This is a genomic window from Aureliella helgolandensis (genome assembly GCF_007752135.1).
Lineage (GTDB): Bacteria > Planctomycetota > Planctomycetia > Pirellulales > Pirellulaceae > Aureliella > Aureliella helgolandensis.
Genome location: NZ_CP036298.1, coordinates 3607700 through 3632622, shown reverse-complemented (window position 1 = coordinate 3632622; position 24923 = coordinate 3607700). Strand labels below are relative to the sequence as shown.

The following is a 24923-nucleotide window of genomic DNA, read 5'->3' as shown; positions in this document are numbered from 1 at the left end:
GGAATGCTGCTTGGCCCATCAGCGCTGATGGCGTTCCAGGAGCCGAACTTGGTCTGTCCCACAGCTCCCCAAGGGGCGAATCATTGTTCGCTCCTGGACGTGGGTTGTTCCTGTGGCATGGCTTGCTCATGCAGCGGGGTAGCTGAGCCACTCTGTAGTTTTTGGGGGTCACCGTGTCCGGCATGCACTGTCGAAGATGGCCCGCGATGCTTCAGCAACGTCTCAGCCGCATGATAACGCGACTGCACACCGGGTTGGGGATACAAACCACCACCAACAATCAGTAGAGCTAACACGACCACAGCAAATCTCTCGGACGGTTTTGCCTTGAATGAGATCGTCGCTGTGAACACGTGCCCGGCAAAGATTCGAAAATAGGCGTGCATGATTGCAATGCCATTCATCGCTGCGGCGACTACCGCCGCAATGCCGACAATTGGGTAAACTTCCACCGCCCCCTCGACCAACAATTCCGCTCCAATGAATCCGATCGTCCCAGGGAAACCGATCGAGCCAAGGCCGGTCAACAAGAACAATCCAGCCAGGGTAGGCATGTGTTCGGCCAGTCCATGAAAGCGTTCCAATCCGATGCGTCCCACGCGAGCTTCGACGCTACGCAGCGTCAGGCCGAGCCCTCCCAGCGATAGACCGATGGATAACCACAGGCATAGAGCCCCCGTCAAACCAACCGGAGTAACCAATTCCAAACCGACTAACACCAGCGATGAACTGCTGAGCAGCAAATAGCAGAAGAACTTTCGAGTGTCGGTTTCCACCAAGGCACGCCCGGAGGCGTAGACAGCAGTAAAGAGTGACAGGACGGCGATGCTTTGAAGGGCCCACGTCGGCACGATCGGTAACACCAATCGCATTGCGGCATACGCACCGGTCATTGGTAAAACGTGCAGCAGAGCCGTTCCTAGGGTGGCACGCTCGAACAAGTCCGTCATCCAGCAATGCAGTGGAGCGATGCCGTTCCGCAAGAGCGCTCCCAACGTCAACAGGGCCGCGGCGATCATTGTGACCGTACCGGGCTGATTCGGATGATTTTCAGCGTCGGCCGGCAATAGTCCGTAGCCAACCACCATGCTGAATGCGAATAGCAGCATGTGGATTGAGTAGACACGCGTTGACTCACCACGCCGAAATCGCATTTCCCACCAGGGAAAGACCGCTCCGAGAATCAGCAAGCCAATCAATAGCCAGTTCGCTTGGCAGCTGAAAGTAGCCATCAACGTCGCCTCGTACAACAACGTGCCACTCAGCGAAAATCGGTTCAGTTTCGTTCGTAAAGTCGACAGAACGGTTAACAGGAAAAGCAGCGAAACCAACGGCAACAAGGGAGCGTTCAGCTCATCGATGACAAGCATGTTCGAATGAAAGATACTTGCCAACGGGTCCCAGTGATCGTGTGCCTCAAAGGCGTCCATCCGCGAGAAATCGGCCCACTCGGCAAGGGTGCAGAGCAATGTCAGGCCGCAAACAGCGATGCACAACCGTCGTGCAAATTCGCGATTCTTGGGGAGTTTGACGAGCAAGGCGCCCAGCAACGGAATTAAGATCGACAGTTCGAGCCAAGGTAGTAGTAGTTCAGGCATTATCTTAAGTCCTCCACCAGCTGGCTGGCTTTGTCGGCGCGAGTATCGCTGGGCGCCCCATCATTCTGCGACGACCGCGATCCGGTCGCCTTGCGGCCCGCTGGTTTGCCGCCGGAAAGAAACGTTGTCCAACCATCCTCTAAACGACCGAACCATTGAAAGGCCTTGATGATTGGAAGTGCTATCAACCGGTAGATTATGGAATCCAGATAACCACGTTCGTTGCATGCCCGGTAGAGCCACTGCCAACGGTCATCGGACGCGATTTGCCTGGTGGAGTTGGGGGCGCCGGGCAAGCCGCCGCCAATCGCATCTTCCAAATTGAAATAGTCCTTGAGCAGCGATGGGGCGCGCAGCAACTGCAAAGTTCGCAACAAGGCATGGCCAATGATGTGAATCAATGCCAAATAACGGAAGCCCAATCCGATCTCCACGGTGATAATGCCAACTTGTGTCAACGATGCAAAACCAAGCATCGTCTTGACGTCGGTTTGCACCCGAGATGTCAACGCTCCATAGACGGCTGTTACAGCGCCAATCGCTATTACGGCAATTTGCAAAACTCGGGAGACATCCAGCAGTGGGCTGACTCTCAAGAGTAGGTAGGTCCCCAAATGAATTGATAGGGCGCCATAGAAAACAGCACTTGAGGGAGTGGGGCCCTCCATCGCACGCGGGAGCCATCCCGAAAACGGCACCATCCCCGATTTCCCAGCTGCCGCAACCAGCAACAACAGGCCCACGCCAAGCGCCGGCCCTGCTGCGATATTAGCGACGCCTTCAGGCCATGGTCCCGATCCCATCAGGCCATCAAAGTCACCAGCACCGGTTAGATGATGCATCAATAGTGCGGCGACCATGAACGCGGCATCCGCAATCCGGTAGACACACCACACTCGCAAACCGTTTCGCACGGGAGATTGGCGATCTTGGAAGAAAGCGATCAACAACGCAGACGATAAACCGACCAATTCCCAGCCCAAGAACAGCGTTTCGATGGTGCCGGCCAGTGATGACACCACCATTCCGAGGAAGAACACCGCGTAAAACAAAAAGAAACGCTGGTAACCCGGGTCACGATGTAAGTAAACGCGTGTGAACGCGCCCACGGTGCCGCACAAGACCAAGGTCATGATGGCAAACGGAACTGACAAACGATCAAAGACAAACTTCAAGTGGAAATGAAAGTGTTGCTGCTCGATTGCAACCCAGTCTCCCAACTCAATCGGCACATGGCGACTATCGGTCCACAACATGATCGCCAGCACAGCAATGGCACCGAAGAGTCCGATGATCACCGAAACCTGCGTCACAAAAGATGTGATGCCCTCGTTCAATCGAATGCCAAGTAGAGGCACCAATCCCAGGATCAATAGTAGGGCCGCCGGACTGATCAGGGTAATCGCACCGCTGAATTCTAAAAGCTGCTGAATACTCATGCTCTGCCTGCTTCCATTCCGCTCGCAACCAAGCTCTCGGACTCTGCATTCTCGTCTGACACCGTGGCTGCCTCGCACCAAGCGAAAGGCAGATTCTCACGATGTCCACGAAACCAAGCGACTGAATCTTGGGCGATCGGAAGCTGATCCGCCTCCGGTTCAAACGGAACAAATTTGCCATCGTGCCAAAGTTGAATCTTTGAGGTGGCGTGGTCCAAGACGGCCAATTGAATCCAGTCACCTCGGCAAAGGAGTCCGATACCCTCATGGCGATCCATCACGCTGAGCATGGCCTCCGGAGTTGTCTGAATCACAAACAGGATACGCATCGGTTCGTGGATTTCGATCATTTGACGATAAAGACCTGTTCGCAGATCGCTGGTTGCACCTTCCATCACCCCCAGCAGCGAAACGATGTTATGGGGCAGTTTCGTTCCCGAGCCATACTTGATGTTGTCCACAGCTGAGAAGTAGTATTCGAGATTGATCCCAGCACAAACCGGAATGGCCGCGGATAGAATGCGAAGCAGGATCGAGTGCTCTGCATCGTCCTGCTCCGGTTCATAGGAGGTCAAAAACGCCCGACGATCCAAGAACAATCCACGCGACCATTCGCGTTGTCCCACAAAACACAGTGCATCCGTGGCGTGATTGTACTCGGGTCGGACTTGCGACAGGTCTTCGCTGCGCCGTTCGACGTGACGCAACGCTTCCTCTGGTGTGCAATCAATTTCGCAGGATTCAAATCGCCTCGCTCGCTCATGAGCGTTTCGAAGTCGAGCTTCGTCGCAGGTGCGTTTGACGGTTTCAAACAGATCAAAGTGCGACGGTGGCATCCGATCGAGATCGTACCAGACGACGCTGTCGTCGCAGGTATTGTGATAGGCGCCCAGAAAGGTGGTATCATCTGGAATCACAATTCCGTTTTGTGCCACACCTCGGCGAACTCTCCAGTCATTCGCCATTTGAGCGAACGCCCGGGCGTTCGGTCCCCCGCGTTTCCCTGCACAGGCACCACAGTTGTAGGCCGATTCATGTGGATTATTGACACTTGATGAGCCATGGCCGGTGATCACAACTATTCGTGAAAACGTTTGGGTTAGCCCAATGTCCCGCAGCAATCGCTCGACAATCACAATCATCTCTTCGACCGTGTACCCCACATTGCCATCCTCTGGCCCTGGGTCTGGTTTGTAACGCTCGAGTTGCAATTGCGTTACGGGAGGCGGCTTGATCAACTCCCCCGCCTTGCGACGAATCTGAGCAGTCAACCTTGGAAACAACACGCGTGAAACCAACGGGAACGCAGCCAGGCTTCCTAGAATTGACGTAAGCGCCCCGCCGATGAAGCCGCGACTGCGCGAGTGCCAGCGATGAGTGGCCATTCCCAATTTCCGTCGCGTGGCTGCTCGCCGGCGGTGCTCCCCCGCAAACGTATAGCCCACGTTTTCCCGCACAAAATGATTGGGTGTCACAATCGCGGGACAGAGCGGTTTGTAATTCGCGTCGGTCGCCCCCTGATAATTCATCGCGACGGCGAAGAAGCCGGCCGCACCGAAGGTCTCGCAGTTCGGATCCGTCTCCTCCAAATAGCGTCGAAACGACTCTTCACGATCGTCGAGACAGCACGCAATTTGAAAGGAAGGTCGCCGGCGTGTGTGCGGCCTGGACTTGGCACGTGCGGACGTCAACGCCACTGCCGTCAGCGATTCGTCGCGATACTTACGTTCGTAGGCTTGCTGAAAAATCCGGCGACGGTGAACTTCATCAAACGACTCCAGTTCGTGGAAGATCAATGCCCATTGCTTACGATCCAACTCCCGTAGTGTGGACCAGTCCCATCCCATGATCTGGGCAACTTGAAAGACGAGAAAGCAGTTCTGCAAATGCACTTTCTGCGAAGTATTCGCACGGTCCCAAGCGTAATCTGACAATTGATCGAGCGAGCCAGAGAATCCCAGTTGCTCAACTGCGACGTGCTTGGCTGCCAAACGATCCAACAGCAGACGCACCGCCAAGAATTCAACCAAAGTGTCCTTGGGCAACGGCCGGTCGACCCAATGGGGTGCATCCGCCAACTGTGCAACCATCCCCGCCCATCCCGGCAGAGCGAGCAACGTTTGCGTGATCACGGTTTCGTAGTCCTGCGGTTCCACTCCCATCAATCGCAACGATTGCCGGATCGATGCGATCGCCGTCGTACGGGCGCCCTGAATCTTTTGCAATTCGGAGGAAAGTCCCTGTGCCCAACGCTCGCCTGCAATCATCTCTCGGATGTAAAGCGCCACGAACGCCTTGAAATATCCTTGGTCGCGGTGCGGTAGATTCCAGCTGGCGAACCCTTGGTCGATGAACGTTGCCGTGAAGCGAATCAGCATCTCATGGACGAACCGGTCGGGATCTTCCCCTGTCGCAATCAACAAGACGTCGCGAAGGCGTTTGGGACGCTCGAGGGTGGTCAGCGTTCGGTCAGCCAATTCGACGCCCGTGTCACAGGTATCCCACAGCGAGAGAAGCGTAAACGCCTCCCAGTCGTCTTGCCCCCACTTCGTGCGCGCCCCTCTGCCAAACGATGCAATACGCGATTGCAACGGTTCACTGAGCGTTTCGGTTGCAAGTGACTCCTTGGTCGCCATCACCATCTGCTCGATTTGCACCAGATTGACGTCATCACGAAAGCGGGTCAACGCATCCGTTTCCGCAATGGCCCATCGCAACTCATCCTCAGGAGCGGTCCGCATTGGATGCAAAAGCATAGCCAATCGCAGATCATAACGGCTCCCCAAGCCTGCAACGGGAACGCATTCTTCGTCGCCCAAATCCTCGTGCAGAACGGTACGCAGATCCGATTCTGCAATCCGGCCTTCTCTAAAGAGTTCGCGGAACCGCTGCTTGCTCATATAGGGCTGGGCCCCGTAAATCTTCCAAGCGGCTCGCACCGCCTGATCGAATGGCAAGTGCTCGAAGGCGTGCAGCGTATTATGATGCACGAAAACCTCGATCGGTCCCTGCGCTGGCAGGAAATGGGAAGCGTGTTCAATCACGTGCAACAAATTGTCGGGCTGATAATCACCTGCGGTAGAAGTAGTGCTCGAGTCTGAGCTGGTGGTATCGTCATGCATGACGCTGGGGCAATTCTTTACTGTTTCGAGTCGGTTTTAGCCTGGAAACCCATCGGCATCCACGCTGCTAGTCAAAGTGAGATCATTATCGAGGAGAGTTCGACTACCTCACCGGCCTGGTATGCATGCCCCGTGCCAACAGGAAATTCGAGCACAATTTCTAGCTGTTTGACCGCGTTGGAGGGCATTTTTGCAGTCGGCACCCTGCTTGAGATTGCTACCATGGCACTGCCGACTGCAACCTTCTGCACGATAGCTGCAAACTTTTGCACAACCGAGCCCTGGTGCATCGTCCCCCCGGCTTACAAAAATCGGGTGGCGTGCGAAAATCACGGCTGGCTACTTTGAATTCCCCAAGGCATTACTGAGCTATGTTCCGCGTTCCATCGGGCGAAACGGTCAAGACCTACCGTACAGCCATCACGGCCTTGCTCGTCCTGAGCGTTACGGCACTTGTCATCACGATCTGGGTCATGATCGATTTTGTGGATGAGCAAGCGACGGTTCGACAATTGATTCGCGATTTGCCAGCCGACGCGAGAATCGAGGCCGAAACGCTTGTGGGGGAACTCAAATGGCAATTCCGAATGTCCATTTTGGTGGTCGTGAATCTCGTCGCCACCGGTTGTGCCGTTTTATTGCTATGGCGTGCGTACCAAACCTCGCAAGACTCTCTGCGAGATATTAAGGCACTTGCTGGCGACATCCTTAGTAGCATGGATCAAGCGGTGATTACTACCAATCGCCTTGGTGATGTGACTAGTTGCAACTCGAGAGTCGCAGATCTGCTGAGACTGGAGTCCGACCCTGTCGGCACGCCGCTTGCATCGGTCACCGACGAGATTGACCTGCCCGCATTTCGCGCTAAGGCCAACAACACCGAACACGGCTCACTGATTGAGGATTTTTTCATCACAGTCCCCGAAGGGCAACGTCGCTTGCGGACCTTCTGCCAGCCGCTTCGCGATCGCATGAACGCAATGATAGGAAATGTCATTCAGCTGCGTGACGTGACGGAACAAATCCATATTGAGAGTCAAATGCGGCGCATGGAGCGATTCATGGGCCTTGGTTCCGTCGCCGCGGGTCTTCACCACGAAATCAAGAATCCTTTAGCAGGCTTGTCGCTACACGTCCAACTGCTAGAAGAACAGCTCGACGAGCCGAATGAGCCCGATGAGATCCGAAAACTAATGCATGTGATCAAGACCGAAGTGTCGCGAGTGGGTAGTGTCTTAGAGGGGTTCCGTGACTTTGCATCAATCGGCCGTCTACAGCTCGACGAAACGATGTTGCATGAGATCGTTGATCAGCAAGTGAAGCTGCTCCGTCCGCGTGCTTCGCAGCTTAACGTGAAGGTCAAGATTGATGGATTTGCCGCCACCGACCGTCCTGTCTGCATCGATCGAGTGCGCATTGAACAAGTCCTGTTGAACCTGATGCTCAACGGGATTCAAGCAATGCAAGGTGGCGGAACGCTAACCATTTCCCAAGAATCAGCCCAACTCTCGGGAAGCGATGCCGTGTGCGTATCGGTCAGTGATACCGGGCACGGAATTCCCGAGTCCTCACGGTCCCATGTTTTCGATCCCTATTTCACGACCAAAAGCGATGGCACCGGGATGGGGTTGGCATTGTCGGACAAAATCGTTCGCCAGCACGGCGGTAGTCTCGACTTTGTGACTTCTAGAGACGGAACCACGTTTCGCATGACGCTTCCTATCGACCACCAGACATCGCCCCGCGTGAGCGACGGCATCGCGTCCCCTACATCGAAATCGAGTGAATGAATCCAGCAACGCGAATTTTGATTGTTGACGACGAACCACATATTCGTAGCGGTTTGGCCAAAGGACTCGTCAAGTCGGCTGAGGAGGTCGACACGGCGAGCGACGTCAACGAAGCTCTCGATAAATTCGACAAGTCACCGTACCACGTAGTAATCGCTGACGTGCGTCTTCCAGGTGATCGAGATGGCTTGGACCTTGTCTCGCTGATCGCTCAAAGAAGCCCCGAGACGACGGTCCTCGTCCTGACAGCCCATGGAACCGTCGAAACGGCCGTTGATGCAATGCGGCGAGGCGCGTTTGATTTCATTTCCAAACCGGTGGATCTCAACCTGATTCGCGAGCAGGTCGCCAAAGCGCTCAACCATCAACAACTTCAAAGCGAGAACACATCGCTGAAGAGCCAGTTGGCCGATGCAGGTACGATCTCCGATATCATTGGAAACTGTACGATCATGCATGAATTGTTCGCTCAACTGCGGCAGGTGGCCGACACCGACGCAACGGTCTTGATCCAGGGGGAAAGCGGCACTGGCAAGGAGTTGGTGGCCCGCGCCTTGCACGATCTCAGCAGCCGCTGCCGCCATCGCTTTGTCGCAGTCAATCTCGGCGCGCTCCCAGAAATGCTGTTGGAAAGTGAACTATTTGGGCATGAAAAGGGATCGTTCACAGGAGCAGCCCGACAAAAGCCGGGATGCTTCGAACAAGCCCGCGGCGGCACGCTATTTTTGGATGAGATCACCGAGATACCGACCAAAAGCCAAGTGGATTTGTTGCGAGTCCTCGAAACCGGGCAGTTCAATCGCGTTGGCGGTGAGGAGCTTTTGGAATCCGATGCGAGGCTCGTTTCTGCGACCAACAAAGACCCGCGCGCGCTGATTGAAGACGGCTGCTTTCGCGAAGATCTCTACTATCGCCTAAATATCATTCCGCTCCACATTCCACCGCTACGACAACGTCGCGACGACATCCCGCTGCTCGTAGACCACTTTATGAAACATTTCTGCAGCCGTCACAAAAGGAATGAAAAACGATTGACGGATGAAGCCATTTCTCGGTTGACCGAAGCCAGTTGGCCAGGCAATGTTCGGCAATTGCGAAATGTAATCGAGCGATTGGTAGTTACTTGTGTTGATGATCAGATCGACGCGAACCATTTGCCCAACGATCTGAAGTCTGGCGCTACGACGGTTTCCAATAGAGTGCAAACACTGGCGGAAGCCACCGAGCATGCTGAGAAAAAAGCAGTGCAAATCGCGCTCGCCGCCTGCGACTCTCATCGGGAACTGACAGCCAAAGCATTGGGAGTCAGCGTCCGCACACTGCACTACAAAATGAGCCGCTACGGCCTCCATTGAAGGTCAACGCATTACGACATGGTCTGGCGACGTCTACCCCGCCCCCAACATGGCAGCTCTACGGGGGTAAGTGCGTCGATCCAAGCGATCGGCGACGGCAACGTCCTAGGGCTTGGCATGGTCCCGCTCGCCTGGTTGCTACTCGCTTGCACTACGCCCTGGGAACGCGGTACGGTGTTCGCTCTCGGAAACGAAGCCATCCCCGTTGCGGTCCAGCCGCTTCCAAAGCATTGCCCCTCCACGAAACTCTTCCTCACTAATTCGCCCATCCTGATCATGATCCTGGGCTGCAACAACGTTCTCCCACTTCAGCCGTGACCTGCCGGAGCCACGAGGCGGTGCTTGGCCCGGATTGGGAGTTTCGCTGGCCCTGCTCTCGGAGGTGCTTGCCGAAGGCTGTGGGCGTTCGGTATTCAATTGCTTGAGGTTGTGCTCCCAAAAGTCGCGGACCATCTCGCCGATCCCAGGCTCATTAAATGCAGGACCACCGTGCCCAGCCCCCTGAATCGTGTGGAAATGGACAGGCACACCCGCATTTTTGAGAGCCTTGAAGAGAAGCTCGCTCTGATTAAGCGGTACCGTGGCGTCGCGGTCTCCATGCACAATCAGGAATGATGGATCGTCTCCAGCGATGTAGGTCATCGGATTCACGCGTTTGACCTTGTCGGGATTCAACAACACGGCACCACCGAGCAACTTGCTCTCCGGTGATTGCGTTTCGGCATGGCGCTCGTAGTGAGGCGTTTGGACAAAGACCTTGAAATCGGTTGGGCCGTAATAATCGCAAACCGCCTGAACGGCACTGGACTGATCCAGATGCTGGCCCACGTCAAACTCCTCGAAACCACCGCTGGTTCCAACAAGTGCAGCGAGGTGGCCCCCAGCGGAACTCCCCCAAACGCCAATCCGCTCGCGATCTAAGTTGAACTCATCGGCGTGAGCCCGAATCCAGCGAATGGCAGCCTTGCAGTCTTCAATCTGTGCAGGAAATGGAGCCTGACCGCTAAGCCGATAACCGATACTCGCAACTGCATAACCTTGCTTCGTGTAACCGGCGCGCAGTGGCGGACAGCCATTTTTGCTACCGCTTTGCCAGCCGCCACCGTGAACCCACACAATCACGGGAAGCGGCTCAGTGGCGTCTGGTAAGTAAAGGTCAAGTCGCTGGCGAGCGTCGCCATCTTTCACATAAGCCACATCACGGTGAGCGATCACGCCCTCGAGTGCGTTTGTGGCGCGTTGAAGACGCGGCGTCTGGTCGCTTGGAGCCTGTGCGTAGGCTGGCAAACTCGCCACGGCATTCACCACGACGAACCAGGCCAGGCAGTAAGTCGATCGAAGAAGTCTATGCATGCTTGTCTCTCCAGCTTTAGCATCTTTTGAGTCTGTTGCCTGTAACACGGGAAGTCCCATTTTGTTCCGAACTCGCTGAAATGGTAGTTCGTCGCGTTGTTGTCGCTTGAAGATCCTTGCAATCGTCAAGCACTCCGTGGTTGCCAGCGGACCGCTGCCCGTCGGCCGGTCATCGCTAACCTCACCCAAAACAGGTGCAGAGCGCGTGGGCGCTGGACAGCACCGCCCGAAACTCGGATTCCCCCAGTCTAACGCACCTGTCCTTGAAGCGGTGCCCGCCGTTTGCCATCGAAGCATCGTGCACCGAAGCATCGTGCACTGGCCACACACCAATGCACTGGCCCCACACCACCCTGGCCCCACACCAATGTTCACCGAGCAATGTGCACTGTCCCCACCCCCCCACCGAGCAATGTGCACTGCCCCCCCCCCCTGGCCCCACACCAAAGTTGGAAAAATATGCGGCAAGTCAGCCGCTCAGCCGCTGCGAATGCGTAGCGAGGACGCCAAAATTGCGCGTCCTGGAGATAGATTGACGGCTTAATACGGGCCAATGAAGTAAATTCGGACTTCCGAGGTTATGCCGGGCGTTTTGAATCGACCATTCGGTTGTCACCAACATCCTCAAGGGAGAACCAATGTGTCCGACACCGAGCCCCCCGACTGGAGCGCAGTCATTCATCAGCATGCGGAACGAGTTTTCCGCATCGCCTATCGCATCCTCGGCTCCGTTCATGACGCAGAGGATGTGAGCCAAGAAGTCTTCACTGAGGCGATGTCGGTTCATCGATCGGGAATGGTCCGGACATGGACGGGACTGATGGTCCGCTTGGCCACGGTTCGAGCGCTTGATCGCCTGCGACGTAACCAAGGCAGGCCGGGGGCGTTACCGAACGGCGACTTCACTCCATCGCCGGAACCGCAGCCAGACCAGGAACTCATCGCAACAGAACTTGCAACTTGGTTGAGAGGCGAGATTGAAAGTCTGCCCACCCAGCAAGCCGCAATCTTCAGTCTTGCTTACTTCGAGCAGCTTTCGCGCAACGAGATTGCCACCGCCCTTGATGTCTCCCCCGAAGCCGTCTCCACAACGCTTTACAAAGCTCGCAAAAGGCTTTCCAGCCGATTAGCCGTCATCCAAGGAGAGAAGTCATGAGCCAAGAAACCGAAAACTCGAACCACCCAGAACTGGATGGCCCACTGAAATCTGCCGTTTGGGCTGTCCTAAGTACCCCTGTTCCCGCTGACGCAGTCGAACGCGTCAAGCAACGAGCTCGCGTTCTCGCTGTTGACTCTCAATCAGCCATTGATCGCAAACAGCCTCGGATGAGATCGTCACAAATCCTGCGACTATGCCTCGCCGCCTCCATCCTGGCGATTGTCGTCGGTGGTTTTGCTTGGTTCAATATTCCGTTTACCCAGAGCAGTGTTTACGCTCAGGTCGCGGAGCGTTTAGAGAAGATCCGATCAATCGTGTGCTACGTGCAGTTCTCCGAGACTGGTGCCCTGCAACAATCGCAGGATCAGTTTAACGTCCAGAAAGTGAGCTATCTCGCACCCTCACTGCACCGTATTGAAAATGATCAGCTTGGCACTATCCGAATCGTGGATCGAGAAAAGCAGAACAGTATTTTACTGATGTCGGAATCGCAACAAGCCATTGTAGTGAACGGGCCTGCTGCGGCGGCTATGGACGTGAATTCGCCAGCTAGGCTGATCGAATCATTGATGCGGCATATCCGTGTTGATCGTGCACGAGAAGCCGGCTTAGTGTCTCTGGGGACGCAAACTCTGGGTGGCGTAGAACTGGAAGGCTACGAATCGACCCTAGGTGGCGAAACAGTTCGTGCCTGGTTCGACGTGGAAACGCTTCTACCGAAAATGGTTGCCTTGCGATTTGAAATCCCGGCTCATATGGCAGACGGAAATGCGGTTCGCAGGTGGCGGGTTATGTCGAAAATTGAAGTGGACGTTGACGTCTCACCCGATCTATTCAGCACCGAAGTTCCTGTTGGCTATGAAACGCTGGCGGTTGACATTCCATGGAACCAGTCATCCGCAGAGCTCGCCGATGTGATTGAAATGCTTCGCCTTTGCGCTGTTGCCAACGACTCCAAGTTCCCTCTGCGTCTTTCAGTGAACGACGCACTCGGTTCGCCACTTGCAATCCAAAGCAAGTTCGCTGCCGCTTTGGAGAAACAGTTCAATGAAGGTAACGATGCTGAAAGAGCAGCCGCCCTCCAGAAAGTCCAAGAGTTCGGGTCGGCTGTCGGACGTGCGATGGCGTTTCAGTTTTCCATAAAGCCTGAAAACGCCTGGAACTACTTTGGCGGAGCCCAACTCAACGAAGCAGACCGGCCCATACTTTGGTATTCGCCAGACGCTGACGATAATTTTAAAGTCCTTTACGCCGATCTAACGGTCCAGGATGTTACTCGAGACAATTTGCCGGCTAAGCCTCAAGCGGTGGTGAATCCGTCCAAGGCCAGAAATTCAATTCGTGTTTCAACCCCCAATTTTTCGTTGCCCTCGGGTGCGATCCGCGAATACGCCCTACTTGAGAAAGCCCGCCGAGAGGGCACTCAGTTCAACGTCGAGTATCTGAGTCTGGGATGGATGCCAGAGTTCATAGAATCGCAGATTCAATACAAGCCAGGAGAAGAGATCGTCATGCAGGTGGTGGATCCGAAGTGGAAGCCTCAACGCGATCCAAACTCATCACGCCTCGCTTTTTTGGGAGAGTTTACGAACCTGAAAGGGCTTGATCTGAGTCATCTGTATCTGACTCAGGCAGATCTCGATCAGATCGCCAGTTGCCTCAAACTGGAACGGCTATCGCTGAGCGGAGTTAAAGTGTTTGACTCCTCATCGCATCGCCTCAATGGAGAGGAGCTGGCAAAATTCTCAACGCTAAGGTCCCTCGAACTGCTTGACCTGAGCCAAGTGAACTTCTTGGGTGGTCTAACACGCCTTGCGGACCTTCCAAACCTCCACACTCTCTACTTAAGCTCGTTTGAGCATATCAATGACGCATCGATCGCAGAGATTAGCGTATTGCCCAATCTGGAAACTCTTGTGCTCGCTCCAGTCTATGGAACGAATCCCGAAACCACAGTAACCGAAACGGGACTGGAGAGCCTGAAGAATATACGACGACTAAAAACGCTGTTCGTGGGCTACCATGGTGAATGGACACTTCCGATCGACCGACTCCCAAAACTCCTCCCCGATGTCGATGTGCGATCACCCACGGAAGGCGCACCACCCTCGCAATAACATCGGTCAAAAGCCATTTTCGACGCCGGATTTGGCGCTGAACTGCTTTAAGAGCCTCGTCGCCAAGCCTAGGTTTGTATTGCCATCCCAGCTGGTGGGGTCTGCGGATCCCATCGGCTCTTTTGAATACGGGCCCAGCGTTTTCCTGAAAATCTTCGCCGCTCTCGTGCGTCCATCCATCTGCTCCGATTTTGCAACGAGTCCCGCTAGAACCGTGACATGCATTTGAGCAAAAGGTCCTCATGAATAATCGCACGAGAGTGCGACCGAATCGGACTTGGAGTTGGCTGGATGTATCGTGGTATGCGGGTGTCCCCAGTCATGCCCCGATTACTCAAGCCCCAAATCGAACCAGCTGGAATAAACAATGCGGTTGATCACGTCTTTCCAAGCTGCACAGTGGCTAACGTTTTTTTGCTGCTGGGGAGTTGCAGTGGGTAAAGAACCCGCTGCCCTCGAACGGCCCTATGAATTGGGACCGCTCACCATCAGCGAATTTATCGGCCGCGTCGAACCGGGCAGCACCGCGCAAGCCAACACCGCGACGCGGGTCCGTTCCAAATTCCGCTACTCGATTAGGCGATCGGGCCGCCATTTTGAGGCAAAAATCACCTCCATCACTCTTTTCACTGTCTTCTTACCACAAGATTCGTGGTGGGCATCCCACGCAAGCACTGCCCTACTTGACCATGAGCAGGGACATTTCGATATCGCGGAAATCAATGTGAGAAAAGCTCAACTTGCCATCGCACAATCCAAGTCGAACGGTAAGTCGATGATGGTCACCAAGAACTCGAAACAAGAAGCGTCTGCAGCGGTTGTCGCCATGCTGGATGAACAGCTCCAACAGGTTGATTCACAAATTGCAGCAGACAATCTCGAATATGACCGCGATACTCGGCACGGACTCAGTTCGCCTAAGCAGTCTGAATTGAGGCGCATTCACCAGCTCACCCTCGAGCACTTAGCCGAAGAATTAGCTGCACGAAATCCTAAAACCAGACGACTACGCGCCAAAAGCGCTCCCCAATGAACGCCAGAAGGAAAGTCAGTTCGCTGCTTTGCAGCCCCCCTTTCCCTGCGTCTTAAAGGCAAGGCGTCGCGAGCCTTCCGTAAGTTCTCGTGGCGGCTCAGGTGGGGATTCGACGTTAGCAGAAAACGTCCCCCCGGCGCAAACGGGCTGTTGAAATAGTAACCCACCGCGCGCGCAAGGAAAGATAACCTCCGCTACAAGTCAATTAAGGATGTTACCTCCGCATTAAAATGCAAATTGCTATTAAATCAACAGCCCGGCAAAGCGGCGCGTTGAGTGAATTGCATATCACTCACCACTCACTTCGCCTGTTTGCTAAGGATCGGGCCATTGTCGGGCGGCATGCTCTTGTGCCACGCAAGTAGCGATCGGGTGAGGTGTGCCACGATATCGGCGTGGTTAGCTGCTACATTTGACGACTCGCCTCGGTCGGTCTGCATGTCGTAGAGTTCTGGAGCCGAGCCATCGTATTCGCACAACAGCTTCCACTTTCCGGCGCGAACGGCGAGGTCGGGCAAGTCATCGACCCCATAATAAGAGTCACGGTCGGGTGGCCGGCGAAAAAACAGCGGGGCTGCACGTGAACCACCATCTCCCAGCAACGTTGCGACCAAAGGTTCTCCATCGAACTGGATACCGGCAGGAAATGTGGTGTCCGTAAACGCAAGCAGAGTTGGTGCGAGGTCCACTGCTGAAAACACCGATTCGGTGTTGTTGTATCCCTTTTTCCGAAGGAAGTTTGGCCCCCACACGATCAGCGGCGAGCGGATGCCGCCTTCGTACAAGTGCGTTTTGAAACCGCGAAACGGTCCCGCTTCACCAGCACCTGGTGCCGGGCCATTGTCCGAACATATGAGGATCAGCGTGTTATCTCGCAATTTAGCATCGCTACGGATACGGTCAAAAAGCCTTCCAAACTGCTGGTCCATCGACTCGAGCACTGAGAGATACAAACGCCTCTTTGATCCGTCCCCCCAGGATTCGACAGGGGGCCAATACGGACCATGGACATCGTCTGGCCAAAGGTTGATGTAGAACGGCTTGTCATTGGCGACTGCTTGGTCAATAAATGGAATCGCCGCATCGACAAATCCACCGGTGATCTCAGAACGCAACATCCAGCGAAAACCTGCTCCCAAATTCTCTGCATCCTCCCAGATACGTCCGGGCTTTTCCTGCCCAGGCTTTAAAGTCAGAGGCAGCAATTTGGGCCCCATGCCTTCAAAATTGGTCAACGATTCGTCGAAGCCGTAGGTCTGGATTGTCGGCGCATCGTTGACGTCGCGTTGGCCTCCCATGTGCCACTTCCCAAAATGGCCTGTGGCATAGCCGGCCTGTTGCAGCGAACGAGCGAGCATGGGAGCCTGCGGGTCAAGCCACTGGGCCATGCCTCGCTCTTCATTGGCCTTTCGATGATTCAAATAGGAGGTGATCCGCCAACGCTGCGGATATTGTCCGGTAGAGATTGCAGTGCGAGAGGGTGAGCAAATCGGGGAGTTGACATAGAATTGCTCGAACCGAATTCCCTCTGCAGCCAGACGGTCGATATTGGGGGTCGTGGCGTCTTCATTCCCAAAACACGAAAAATCGCCCCAGCCCATATCATCAATGAAGACTAGGACGATGTTGGGACGCTCGGCGGCCATGCAAGCTTGGCCAGCAAGGTCGCCCCAAGTCCCTAAGCAGCAGATGAGTAGCAGGAAGTATTTCATGGCATCGTCGTTCTAGAGTGTAGGAAAGCGGCGTGGCCAAAGCGACGCCGAGAAGAAGTTCGGTACTCAATTAGCGTTTCTAGAGGATGGCGTTTCTGGTGGTTATTGCGAGCCCACGTTGCGCTCGCAGCATGTAGCCGCGGGCCATTCTAAGCGAATCACGACTGGAGAACTGAACACCTTACCCAGGGGGCGGGCCAAGGGCGAGACCGCCAGTTGGCCGCGGACTGGAGTGTTCCAGGTCTCCGCTCTCCCGTACAGCCAACCCGTTGCATGGAAAACGCATCGGCGTCCCCGGAAACTTCCGCGTGCTGAAATCCAACATTCCAGCAACGCGATCTTGGCATCTCGACACCTGGCGATATATTAAATATACCAACCTAAAGGAACTGCCATGGCTAAGCCCCAAAACTCGAAAACTCCTTCTGCTCCGCAACCGACGAAGCCCCCGGGCACCGTCCAGGACTTTGCTGAGGCGGCGGAATGCCTCAAAACGCTGGCGCATCCGGTTCGCCTGCGGATTGTGCAAATGCTGTTGCATGGGAGATACACCGTGGGGGAGTTGGCCCAAGACAGCGGTATACCCGACAATGTAGGGTCTGAGCATCTTCGCCTGCTCCAGCGGTGTGGTTTTCTGAATAGTGAACGCGAGGGACGGAAGGTCTACTACCAAATCGCGGAACCACATTTGGAGCAACTGATGGGATGCATTGAAGGCCGTTTTTTGAAAGGGGATGCATAGCGTCCACACTCCCAGAGCGCGACGCAATTTCACCTCCCTTCCGAACCGCATGGGTAGCTGTTCGATTTGCCTTGCAGTATGACTTGGTTAGAGCCGAACCGAACTAAGACAACCGAATCCCGTGCGTGCATCTGCAAGATCATCCCTGCGCAGCAACAGCGAATTCCACTGCAGCGGAGCAACTCTCCGCAAACACCCGCTCCGTCCAATTGGTTCGACCAATGCTTGAGTTTTCCAGCCTTTTCTAAATCGGTGCCTTCATGACTCGCAGATTCATCTACCTGTTTGCCGCGTTGAGTGCATTGAGTCTACCTCAGACTCAACAAGCGTCCGCCCAGTCTAAGGGGCCGTTGGATGGCCCCCTTCAGCCCTCAATCTCGGAAGCCAGACAGACAGTGGCGGCAATCCCCAGTCCAACTTCATCGGAGTCCGCCGAGCTCGACTCGTCGGACTACCCCGCAGGAGAACTGGGCGAAATGGTCCGCTTAGGAGAATCACTTGTCAACGAGACCAGCTCGCATCCACTGACCAAACCATTTGTGGGCAATTCGTTGAACTGTACTTCCTGTCATTTGGATGCGGGTAGGCACCCGGCGGCAGCATCCTTGATAGGAGTTGCTGCAGCCTACCCAGCCTTCTCCCCCAGAGAAAAAGCCGTCATCACGTTAGAAGACCGTATCCTCAACTGCTTCCTACGGAGTCAAAACGGAACACGACCGAAGCTTGGCAGTAAGCTGTCTGTTGCCATCGCTGCATACATCACATGGTTGTCACGGGGCACGCCAATTGAAATGAATCCCACTGCACCACTTGGCCCGAACCATCTCGAGATGCTGGATACCGATTCTTATACGCCGAGGATTGCCAACGGGCGATCCCTGTACGCCGACCGATGTGCGGACTGCCATGCCGCTGACGGCAGTGGAACGGACGACGGCCCGGCAGTATGGGGAGATATGTCGTTCAACGACGGGGCCGGACTATCCAAGGTACCCAAAATGGCATCATGGCTGAAAGTCGCAATGCCGCTCGATGAATGTGACCTGACTGCTCAGGAAGCTTTCGATATTGCCGCGTTTGTCAATTCAAATGCACGCCCGAAGTTCCGGCCGAGCGCCGATTTGAAGCAGCGGGAGCCCTAGTCCGACGCGAAGCTAGCCAGGCGACCGTGATCCATTCGTGGCGGGTAGCGGTCTCGCCAGCCGCCTTCCTCCGCCACTGCGGCGGTCACCGCGCTGCGGTGCGCGGTCCGCGCCGGCGGCGAACGCGTTGGGGCCGGGGAGTTTGGCTGGCGAAAGCTTAGAAGGACACCTCCGCATGAAGTAACTCGTGAGCGGCGGATTCGGCGGTTTCGGTATGCGCAGTCTCGTACCGCACCGTGACAGCTGGCCCTGGCCATAGGACTTCAAGCATATGGTGTACGGTATCGGAGTGGATCTCAAACCTATTGTCGCCATTCTTCAGTTCGGCAACCGGGATTGGCAGAAGATCGTAATCATAGTGATGGTTCTTCCCCTGGTTGAGATGCTCATGGCCGTTGAGTTTAAACGGGCTATGGTGGCTGTCATGCGCTTCCCACGTGCGATAGTGCATGACCGCTGCCGTTGCGGAAGTGAGATTCGCTTCCGCAGGGATCGGAATCCCGCACGACTTGCGTTGCCCCACTCGAACACTGAAGGATTCTGGCACGTCGGTCGCGTGATACTGGACCACGGAATACCCATCTCGCTGGAGACTAAGGCCTTCGACAATCTCAGTGACGTAGCACAGGTGATCGTTGCTAGTCACCAGCGCCATTAACTTGATCGCTCCAGGTCGTTGATCGGGAACCCACCGCGTCTTCCAAGTCAGTTCCGCGTCCGTTCCCAGTGAGGCATCGAGCGTTCCAATATGGTCTCGCAAATCGGCTGCTTCGCCGCGGAACGGCTGAAAGCGCGTGCCATGCCACTCTTCGTAAATACCATTGCCATCCTCGTCATAACCGTCGTACCAACCCAACACATCGATGCGTTCCGCGTTGGCATCATGCGTAAGCTCAATGACCGGATTTTCGGGCAGTGTGTCGCCCGATCTCGGCGAGACGATCTCGCCGCTGACGTGTTTTTTTTCTATGGGATCGTAGTAGACACGGAGGATGACGGAGTACAGTCCCCACTGCCCCCAGCTGCCGGTATTATCTGCACCAATCATGCCCTCCACGACGTTATTGCCGTTCCTAATTTGCTCTAGCGGAACTGCAATCACCGGATTGTCTTGGGAGTGGTAGTCTTCAGGTCGCTTGCCAGCTGGCGTCGTCGTGAGCGCTGGCAACGCTATCCATTCTTGGCCGTTGAAGCGTATTAACTGATCGGTTGTCCCCGCGTGGCCTCCCCAACGTTCAAGGACCGCTTCAGCTCGAATCGCATGCTTTAGATCGTCCACTAAGATGCTCAGTACAGGGTTGGGCAAGAAATCTTGCGCACCTTCGTGCGTCGCTTCGGGATCGGTGACCCGCCAATCAAAGTTGCCACCATTGAACAGCGAAAACTCGCGATAGACATCCCCAGGCTTCGGCCCCAATTCGATCGAATCCCGTGGAGGATGAACGGCAGCGTCCGCAGCCGAAACATTCGACGGCGCTGACTTCGTCCGCTCAGCAAACTCGGAAATCGCCTGATGCTGCGTACTTTCCACCAAACCAATGGAGAATGGCACTCCAACACGCGAGTGAAACGCGTTCAAGTCTTTCCTACCGAATCCGAAGACCGTCATCTCTTGGTTCATTTGATAGCCAGTGTCCGGAAACGCGTCATCTTGATGATTCAGCATCACGAGTGTGCGAGCGGTTTTCGCATCTCCAAAGGCAATCCATTCGGTCGCTGGCAGATCGCCTTCATGGCGAGCAGTGATGGGTTGCGGAGTCTCTACATCGGCTGCCATCCACCAATCGTCCAAATCCAGTTTTCCACCAGGAGTCCCTTCGTACAGCACCCAGTAATGGCTGTCGCTCGGCAATTTTGTGATTGCGAATGAACAATGTGTGGGGAAGAACTCGTAGCGGCCGGCCCACAGTCCATTCTCGGATTCGGCAACGATCGCCACATACTCCTTCTCAACTCGCTCAACGCGTGTTGTCATCGGATCGGTCTGGCGATTGCGAGCGTGGAAATAGTTGCCATGTTGCTTGTAAACGGCATTGGGAAACCCACGGTACTCGCCACCTGCACCACTTCCCTCGGTAGGATGAAATCCAATCCAGTCATTTCCATCACGATCCAACAGACTGCTCAAGCCGGCTCCCGTCTTCTCGAGAAAATAGGTGGCAGTGGGCGTTTCAATTTTGAAGGCAGCCAGATTGCCCGCGGACTCGTCGACTGCATTTTCGGTAAGCACCACGTTGGCCCCAAGCGGACTGGTGCGCGGTGAGGTCGCTTCGGCCGAGGCGTCGCCTGAATTGGTTTGGCTCGATTGATCGCGGATTTGAATCCGCAGCAGAGATCCCGTTCCACTTTGGTACTTCGAATCGATTACCCACGCGTTTCGCAGCAAAACGTAAAGGCTCCCGTCGGGTGCAAACCGCAGATCGACAGGCCGCCGCATGCCTTGCACGAATGGTTCGGCATTTGCGGGACTCTCTGGATCCAAGGTATGAATCCAGCCATGAATGTAGTCGGCAAAGAAGAAGCGTCCCCGCCAGTATTCGGGCCAGTGGCTGTCGTCCGGGCAAAAAGCCGCGCCATTGATCGATGAATGCGGGTAGAAGTGGATCGGTCCATCAAATTCAGGAAGCTTGTACGCATCTTGATCGCCGTGGTCGACCGCAGGCCAGCCAAAATTGGCGCCGCTACGTCCTACATTGATCTCCTCGCTTTCGCCACCAACGTCATTGATCAACATCAGCCCGTCTGGTTGACGAATGGCGAACGTGAATGGATTGCGGGCGCCTCGCGCCCAAATCGCGCGGTATTTCCCTTGAGCTTGCTGGAAGAACGGGTTGTCTTCGGGGATGGAACCGTCGGAGTTGATCCGCAAAATCTTGCCCAGGAAGGTATCGAGTTCCTGAGCTGCGGGAGCGGAAGTCTGCTCTCCGATAGAGACATACAGCTTGCCATCAACGCCAAAGTGCATTCCACCTCCCTGGTGGCCTGCCGGGACTTTTCCTCCCATCTTGGATTGATCGTCACCGACGAGCAGCAGTTTCTCACTCCCCTCAACTGCGACATTCCCTTCCATGGTAAATCGGCTAACGTGATGGTGCGGGTACGGATCCTTGGCAACCCAGCAAACATAGATGTAGGGTTTGGCGGGAAATTGGGGATCGTGGGTTACGCCGATGACACCGCGTTCCCAATAGGCATCCACGGGCAATGTCACAAAGGGTTCGGCCAGCAACTTTCCGTGCTCAACGACGCGAACGCGACCGATCTGTTCGCAGATCAATAGGCGGCCGTCGGGCAGGACCTCCAAGGCGACAGCACCATCCAATTCAGTGGCAACCGTCGTGATTTCAAAGTCCTCGGGTAATGAAATTGGTCCAACAATCCCAGCACCGCGCGCTTCATCGCCTCCCGGTCGCAGGCTTTCTAAGTAAGCGATTAGGTCGGCAAATTCTTCTAGCGATAATTCATTGGCCAAACCGGCAGGCATCAGCGAAATGTCGCTGATGCTGATGTCTTCGATATCCGCCCGCAGGATGTGCCTCGAATCGCCCTTGGCGTCGATGAGGGTGAGTTGTTTAGCGTCTTGCGTCTTCACAATGCCGCTGAGCACTTCGCCATCGGCGGTCAAGATGTTCGACGTTCGGAAGTCTTCGACGATTTGCCGAGAAGGCTCTAGCAGTGATTCGATCAAGTGAGGCCGATCGAACTTCCCACCAATGTGTGAGAGCTCAACACCAACGTCGCCCCCCTGGCCAGCGATCTTGTGACAGACGATGCACTGGGCGCGCTTATCCTTAAACAGCTTCGCACCATTCTTGGCGTTGCCAGCATGCCGAAGGGCAAATTGCTCGTAGACCTGAACGCCTAGCGCGGCTGCTGGGTGCGTCTCAATCGCTAATTTTTTTTTTGCGGGACCTCTGAGGTGGATGTTGCGGATGCCTGGCCAAGCTGACGCACTCGGATATCTTTCAGTTCAATTCGCATGGGCGTTCCACTGTGCAATTGGAATGCAAAAATCCCCTTTGCTCGCCGAAGCTTTTCATCTTCGTCGATTCCGATTGCCATGGCATGTCCATTGACGATATGCACGAACTGGTTGCCAGTAGCAATCACGATCAACTCATTCCAATCCTCTCGGTTGATATGCGACTCCAGTTCGGCTGCGTCCCCGACGGAACCAATCTTTTCGATACTGGCAGCTTTGGGATTTTCAGGATTGGGGCGAGCAATCACGATCTCACCACGTTGTCCCATGAAGCCACGACCACCTTCTTCGAAGAACATCCCGGTGAATTTGTCAGCCCCCATCGCATCGGGCTCACCTTTCGGCTTGTGCCACCGAGCTTCAAAGTCACATTGATAGCCAGCAACGCTCCAACTGCCTTGATCGACGCTACGATACTGAACCCCTGAGTTGAAGCCCTCAACCTGATAGAGCAACCGCAACTCAAAATCCCCGTATTCGCCGCCGCGATGGATTAGGAAGGTGTTCTTTTCCGCTGGATTTTCCGCCGTAGTTTCGCCCACGATCACCCCGTCTTGAACCTTCCAAAAGCGAGGATCACCATCCCACCCCGTGAGAGTCTTACCGTCGAACAAGTTGGAGAATCCGGAGGAATCTGATTCCTGAGCCCGTGCCGCGGAAGCCGCCGATAGGGCCAACGCATTCCCTAGAAGCAAGCCCGCCACGAAGCACAATCGTTTTCTATAGTAATCGTTCATCAATTTATTGCTCATCTTCCAATATGCCTTCGCTTGAAGCGTCACCCTACTGTTGGCTGCGCACGGAGGGCCCTTGCCCTACTATCTAACAGATTTGGCAGTGGAAGTCCGAAATCCACGTGAGAAAATAGGTAGATTCCCTGAATTTGCGCAAGACGTCCTAGGCTGGACTTCGTGATCGCAAAGCTTCTGCGATGGCTAGCTGAATTCCGGGGAGCGGTTCGATAGCGTCTAGCACACGAGCTGTGGGGAACTGCTGCGACTCGGCAAGGAAGCCTTCTCGAACTTTCTGCATGTACTCGGCACGCGACTCACAGCCCCCCCTCAGCTTCCGCCTCCCTCCTCAACTTCCGCCCGGGCAAGCCCGCAGCGGAAATCCGGTAGTAGGCGCCGTGGAGAGTGGTAGTTGACAGTTGTCGCCCCGCCCGGGCAAGCCGGACGGAAGCAAAATTGCTTGACTCGTAGAATTGCATGTCACACTCAGAGGCACCTATGGATGAACGCTTCCGCTTCCACCCTGCTTCATGCTTTGCTTCATGCTTTGCTTCATGCTTTGCTTCATGCTTTTTTTATCCCTGCTTCCGCCGGGCTTGCCCCGGATCGGAGCGCACAACTGGCAGCTACCATCAAAAGCAAGCAGGCTCATCGGCCTCCGTCACGGGCTTGTCCCGGCGGAGCCAGCGATTGGATTCGATCAAATTGCTGCTGGCTGACACAGGCTTTTCGCTGAGGAACTCGAAAAGTGCCTCCCATCTATCGCTACCACAGAGTGAAGCCACAAAATGACGCAAACTCAAAAGGTGCCACCCACTTTTCGTTTTGACAGCACCTGCCATTGCTAGCAATTAGAACCGCTCGTTTGATGTAGAAGCTAGCAAAAGCAGTTCAAGCAAAAGATGGGTGGCACTTTTTGCTCCCTCTGCTTCGTCCCTGCTTCTTCCCTGCTTCCGCCGGGCTTGCCCCGGATCGGAGCGCACAACTGGTGACTACCATCAAAAGCAATCGGGCTCATCGGCCTCCGTCACGGGCTTGTCCCGGCGGTGCCAGCGATTTGATTCCATCAAATTGCTGCTGGCTGACACAGGCTTTTCGCTTAGGAACTCGAAAAGTGCCTTCCATCTATCGCTACCACAGAGTGAAGCCACAAAATGACGCAAACTCAAAAGGTGCCACCCACTTTTCGTTTTGACAGCACCTGCCATTGCTAGCAATTAGAACCGCTCGTTTGATGTAGAAGCTAGCAAAAGCAGTTCAAGCTAAAGATGGGTGGCACTTTTTGCTCCCTCTCCACCGGTGTCGGGGTACCTAGCCCTTTGTGAACGCTGCCCCAAGATGGCGTTGGTAGTTCTTCAATAAGGCTCAAAGTCGCTGATTCCGCCGGGGCAAGCCCGAAACGGAGATCCGGTGGCAAGGACCGTGGTGGTGGGTAGCTGACAGTTGTTGCACCGCCCGGGCAAGCCGGACGGAAGCAGTGATTCTTAACTCGCAGAATTGCGTGTCACACTCAGAGGCACGCGTCCCTGACGGCGTCCGCTTCCCCCCTGCTTCATGCTTTGCTTCATGCTTTTTTTATCCCTGCTTCCGCCGGGCTTGCCCCGGATCGGAGCGCACAACTGGCAGCTACCATCAAAAGCAATCAGGC

The 24923-nt window shown here is 55.1% G+C and carries 14 protein-coding genes; 7 read left to right on the top strand and 7 right to left on the bottom strand.

Annotated elements, in window-relative coordinates; translation table 11 throughout:
- Nucleotides 1-80: 80 nt before the first annotated feature.
- The 3 genes from Q31a_RS12930 to Q31a_RS12920 are packed head-to-tail and all read right to left on the bottom strand — an operon-like array spanning nucleotide 81 to nucleotide 6159.
- Nucleotides 81-1598, bottom strand: coding sequence for a proton-conducting transporter transmembrane domain-containing protein (locus Q31a_RS12930; protein ID WP_145078210.1), 1518 nt, complete (start codon nucleotides 1596-1598; stop codon nucleotides 81-83).
- Entirely contained in the window at nucleotides 1598-3037 is a 1440-nt protein-coding gene (locus Q31a_RS12925; protein ID WP_145078208.1) for a proton-conducting transporter transmembrane domain-containing protein, read from the bottom strand. Before Q31a_RS12925 ends, Q31a_RS12930 begins: the two co-directional genes overlap by 1 nt.
- Nucleotides 3034-6159 (bottom strand): DUF2309 domain-containing protein, encoded by a 3126-nt coding sequence (locus Q31a_RS12920; protein WP_145078206.1) that lies wholly within the window; start codon nucleotides 6157-6159, stop codon nucleotides 3034-3036. Before Q31a_RS12920 ends, Q31a_RS12925 begins: the two co-directional genes overlap by 4 nt.
- A gap of 371 nt (nucleotides 6160-6530) precedes the next feature.
- On the opposite strand from Q31a_RS12920, the gene Q31a_RS12915 reads away from it, so the two are divergent.
- Both Q31a_RS12915 and Q31a_RS12910 read left to right on the top strand, forming a co-directional pair.
- Nucleotides 6531-7949 (top strand): two-component system sensor histidine kinase NtrB, encoded by a 1419-nt coding sequence (locus Q31a_RS12915; RefSeq protein ID WP_145078204.1) that lies wholly within the window; start codon nucleotides 6531-6533, stop codon nucleotides 7947-7949.
- Nucleotides 7946-9304: a sigma-54-dependent transcriptional regulator gene (locus Q31a_RS12910; RefSeq protein WP_145078202.1), complete on the top strand. Its 1359-nt coding sequence runs from the start codon at nucleotides 7946-7948 to the stop codon at nucleotides 9302-9304. The genes Q31a_RS12915 and Q31a_RS12910 overlap by 4 nt, the downstream gene beginning before the upstream one ends.
- A 138-nt stretch (nucleotides 9305-9442) precedes the next feature.
- On the opposite strand, the gene Q31a_RS12905 is transcribed toward Q31a_RS12910, so the two are convergent.
- A complete protein-coding gene (locus Q31a_RS12905; RefSeq protein ID WP_231691180.1) occupies nucleotides 9443-10657 on the bottom strand; it encodes an alpha/beta hydrolase in 1215 nt (404 codons plus the stop codon).
- Nucleotides 10658-11297: 640 nt separating this feature from the next.
- Here Q31a_RS12905 and Q31a_RS12900 point away from each other — a divergent pair.
- From Q31a_RS12900 to Q31a_RS12890, 3 genes are all read left to right on the top strand, one after another.
- Nucleotides 11298-11813 (top strand): RNA polymerase sigma factor, encoded by a 516-nt coding sequence (locus Q31a_RS12900; protein ID WP_197356791.1) that lies wholly within the window; start codon nucleotides 11298-11300, stop codon nucleotides 11811-11813.
- Nucleotides 11810-13933: a leucine-rich repeat domain-containing protein gene (locus Q31a_RS12895; protein ID WP_145078196.1), complete on the top strand. Its 2124-nt coding sequence runs from the start codon at nucleotides 11810-11812 to the stop codon at nucleotides 13931-13933. The genes Q31a_RS12900 and Q31a_RS12895 overlap by 4 nt, the downstream gene beginning before the upstream one ends.
- Before the next feature lie 367 nt (nucleotides 13934-14300).
- Nucleotides 14301-14966, top strand: coding sequence for a DUF922 domain-containing protein (locus tag Q31a_RS12890; RefSeq protein ID WP_145078194.1), 666 nt, complete (start codon nucleotides 14301-14303; stop codon nucleotides 14964-14966).
- A 299-nt stretch (nucleotides 14967-15265) separates the two neighbouring features.
- Here the strand turns inward: Q31a_RS12890 and Q31a_RS12885 are convergent, their stop codons facing one another.
- Nucleotides 15266-16612, bottom strand: coding sequence for a sulfatase family protein (locus Q31a_RS12885; protein WP_231691239.1), 1347 nt, complete (start codon nucleotides 16610-16612; stop codon nucleotides 15266-15268).
- 460 nt (nucleotides 16613-17072) lie between these two features.
- On the opposite strand from Q31a_RS12885, the gene Q31a_RS12880 reads away from it, so the two are divergent.
- Both Q31a_RS12880 and Q31a_RS12875 read left to right on the top strand, forming a co-directional pair.
- Entirely contained in the window at nucleotides 17073-17420 is a 348-nt protein-coding gene (locus Q31a_RS12880; protein ID WP_145078190.1) for an ArsR/SmtB family transcription factor, read from the top strand.
- A 260-nt stretch (nucleotides 17421-17680) separates the two neighbouring features.
- Entirely contained in the window at nucleotides 17681-18562 is an 882-nt protein-coding gene (locus Q31a_RS12875) for a c-type cytochrome (protein ID WP_145078188.1), read from the top strand.
- 157 nt (nucleotides 18563-18719) lie between these two features.
- Here Q31a_RS12875 and Q31a_RS12870 read toward each other — a convergent pair whose 3' ends face one another.
- Nucleotides 18720-22451 carry a PQQ-dependent sugar dehydrogenase gene (locus Q31a_RS12870; RefSeq protein ID WP_261342722.1) on the bottom strand — a complete coding sequence of 1244 codons (3732 nt, stop codon included), beginning with the start codon at nucleotides 22449-22451 and terminating at the stop codon, nucleotides 18720-18722.
- A 2-nt stretch (nucleotides 22452-22453) separates the two neighbouring features.
- The gene (locus Q31a_RS12865) at nucleotides 22454-23281 is read right to left on the bottom strand and encodes a 3-keto-disaccharide hydrolase (RefSeq protein ID WP_197356789.1); all 828 of its coding nucleotides are present in this window, start codon (nucleotides 23279-23281) and stop codon (nucleotides 22454-22456) included.
- Nucleotides 23282-24923 lie beyond the last annotated feature (1642 nt).

Bases quoted from the DNA above. Each gene is read 5' to 3' on its own strand.
- Q31a_RS12915 (WP_145078204.1), top strand. From the start codon at position 6,531: ATGTTCCGCGTTCCATCGGGCGAAACGGTCAAGACCTACCGTACAGCC.
- Q31a_RS12885 (WP_231691239.1), bottom strand. From the start codon at position 16,612: ATGGCCGCCGAGCGTCCCAACATCGTCCTAGTCTTCATTGATGATATG.
- Q31a_RS12890 (WP_145078194.1), top strand. From the start codon at position 14,301: ATGCGGTTGATCACGTCTTTCCAAGCTGCACAGTGGCTAACGTTTTTT.
- Q31a_RS12930 (WP_145078210.1), bottom strand. From the start codon at position 1,598: ATGCCTGAACTACTACTACCTTGGCTCGAACTGTCGATCTTAATTCCG.
- Q31a_RS12905 (WP_231691180.1), bottom strand. From the start codon at position 10,657: ATGCATAGACTTCTTCGATCGACTTACTGCCTGGCCTGGTTCGTCGTG.
- Q31a_RS12895 (WP_145078196.1), top strand. From the start codon at position 11,810: ATGAGCCAAGAAACCGAAAACTCGAACCACCCAGAACTGGATGGCCCA.
- Q31a_RS12910 (WP_145078202.1), top strand. From the start codon at position 7,946: ATGAATCCAGCAACGCGAATTTTGATTGTTGACGACGAACCACATATT.
- Q31a_RS12865 (WP_197356789.1), bottom strand. From the start codon at position 23,281: ATGAACGATTACTATAGAAAACGATTGTGCTTCGTGGCGGGCTTGCTT.
- Q31a_RS12925 (WP_145078208.1), bottom strand. From the start codon at position 3,037: ATGAGTATTCAGCAGCTTTTAGAATTCAGCGGTGCGATTACCCTGATC.
- Q31a_RS12875 (WP_145078188.1), top strand. From the start codon at position 17,681: ATGACTCGCAGATTCATCTACCTGTTTGCCGCGTTGAGTGCATTGAGT.
- Q31a_RS12920 (WP_145078206.1), bottom strand. From the start codon at position 6,159: ATGCATGACGATACCACCAGCTCAGACTCGAGCACTACTTCTACCGCA.
- Q31a_RS12880 (WP_145078190.1), top strand. From the start codon at position 17,073: ATGGCTAAGCCCCAAAACTCGAAAACTCCTTCTGCTCCGCAACCGACG.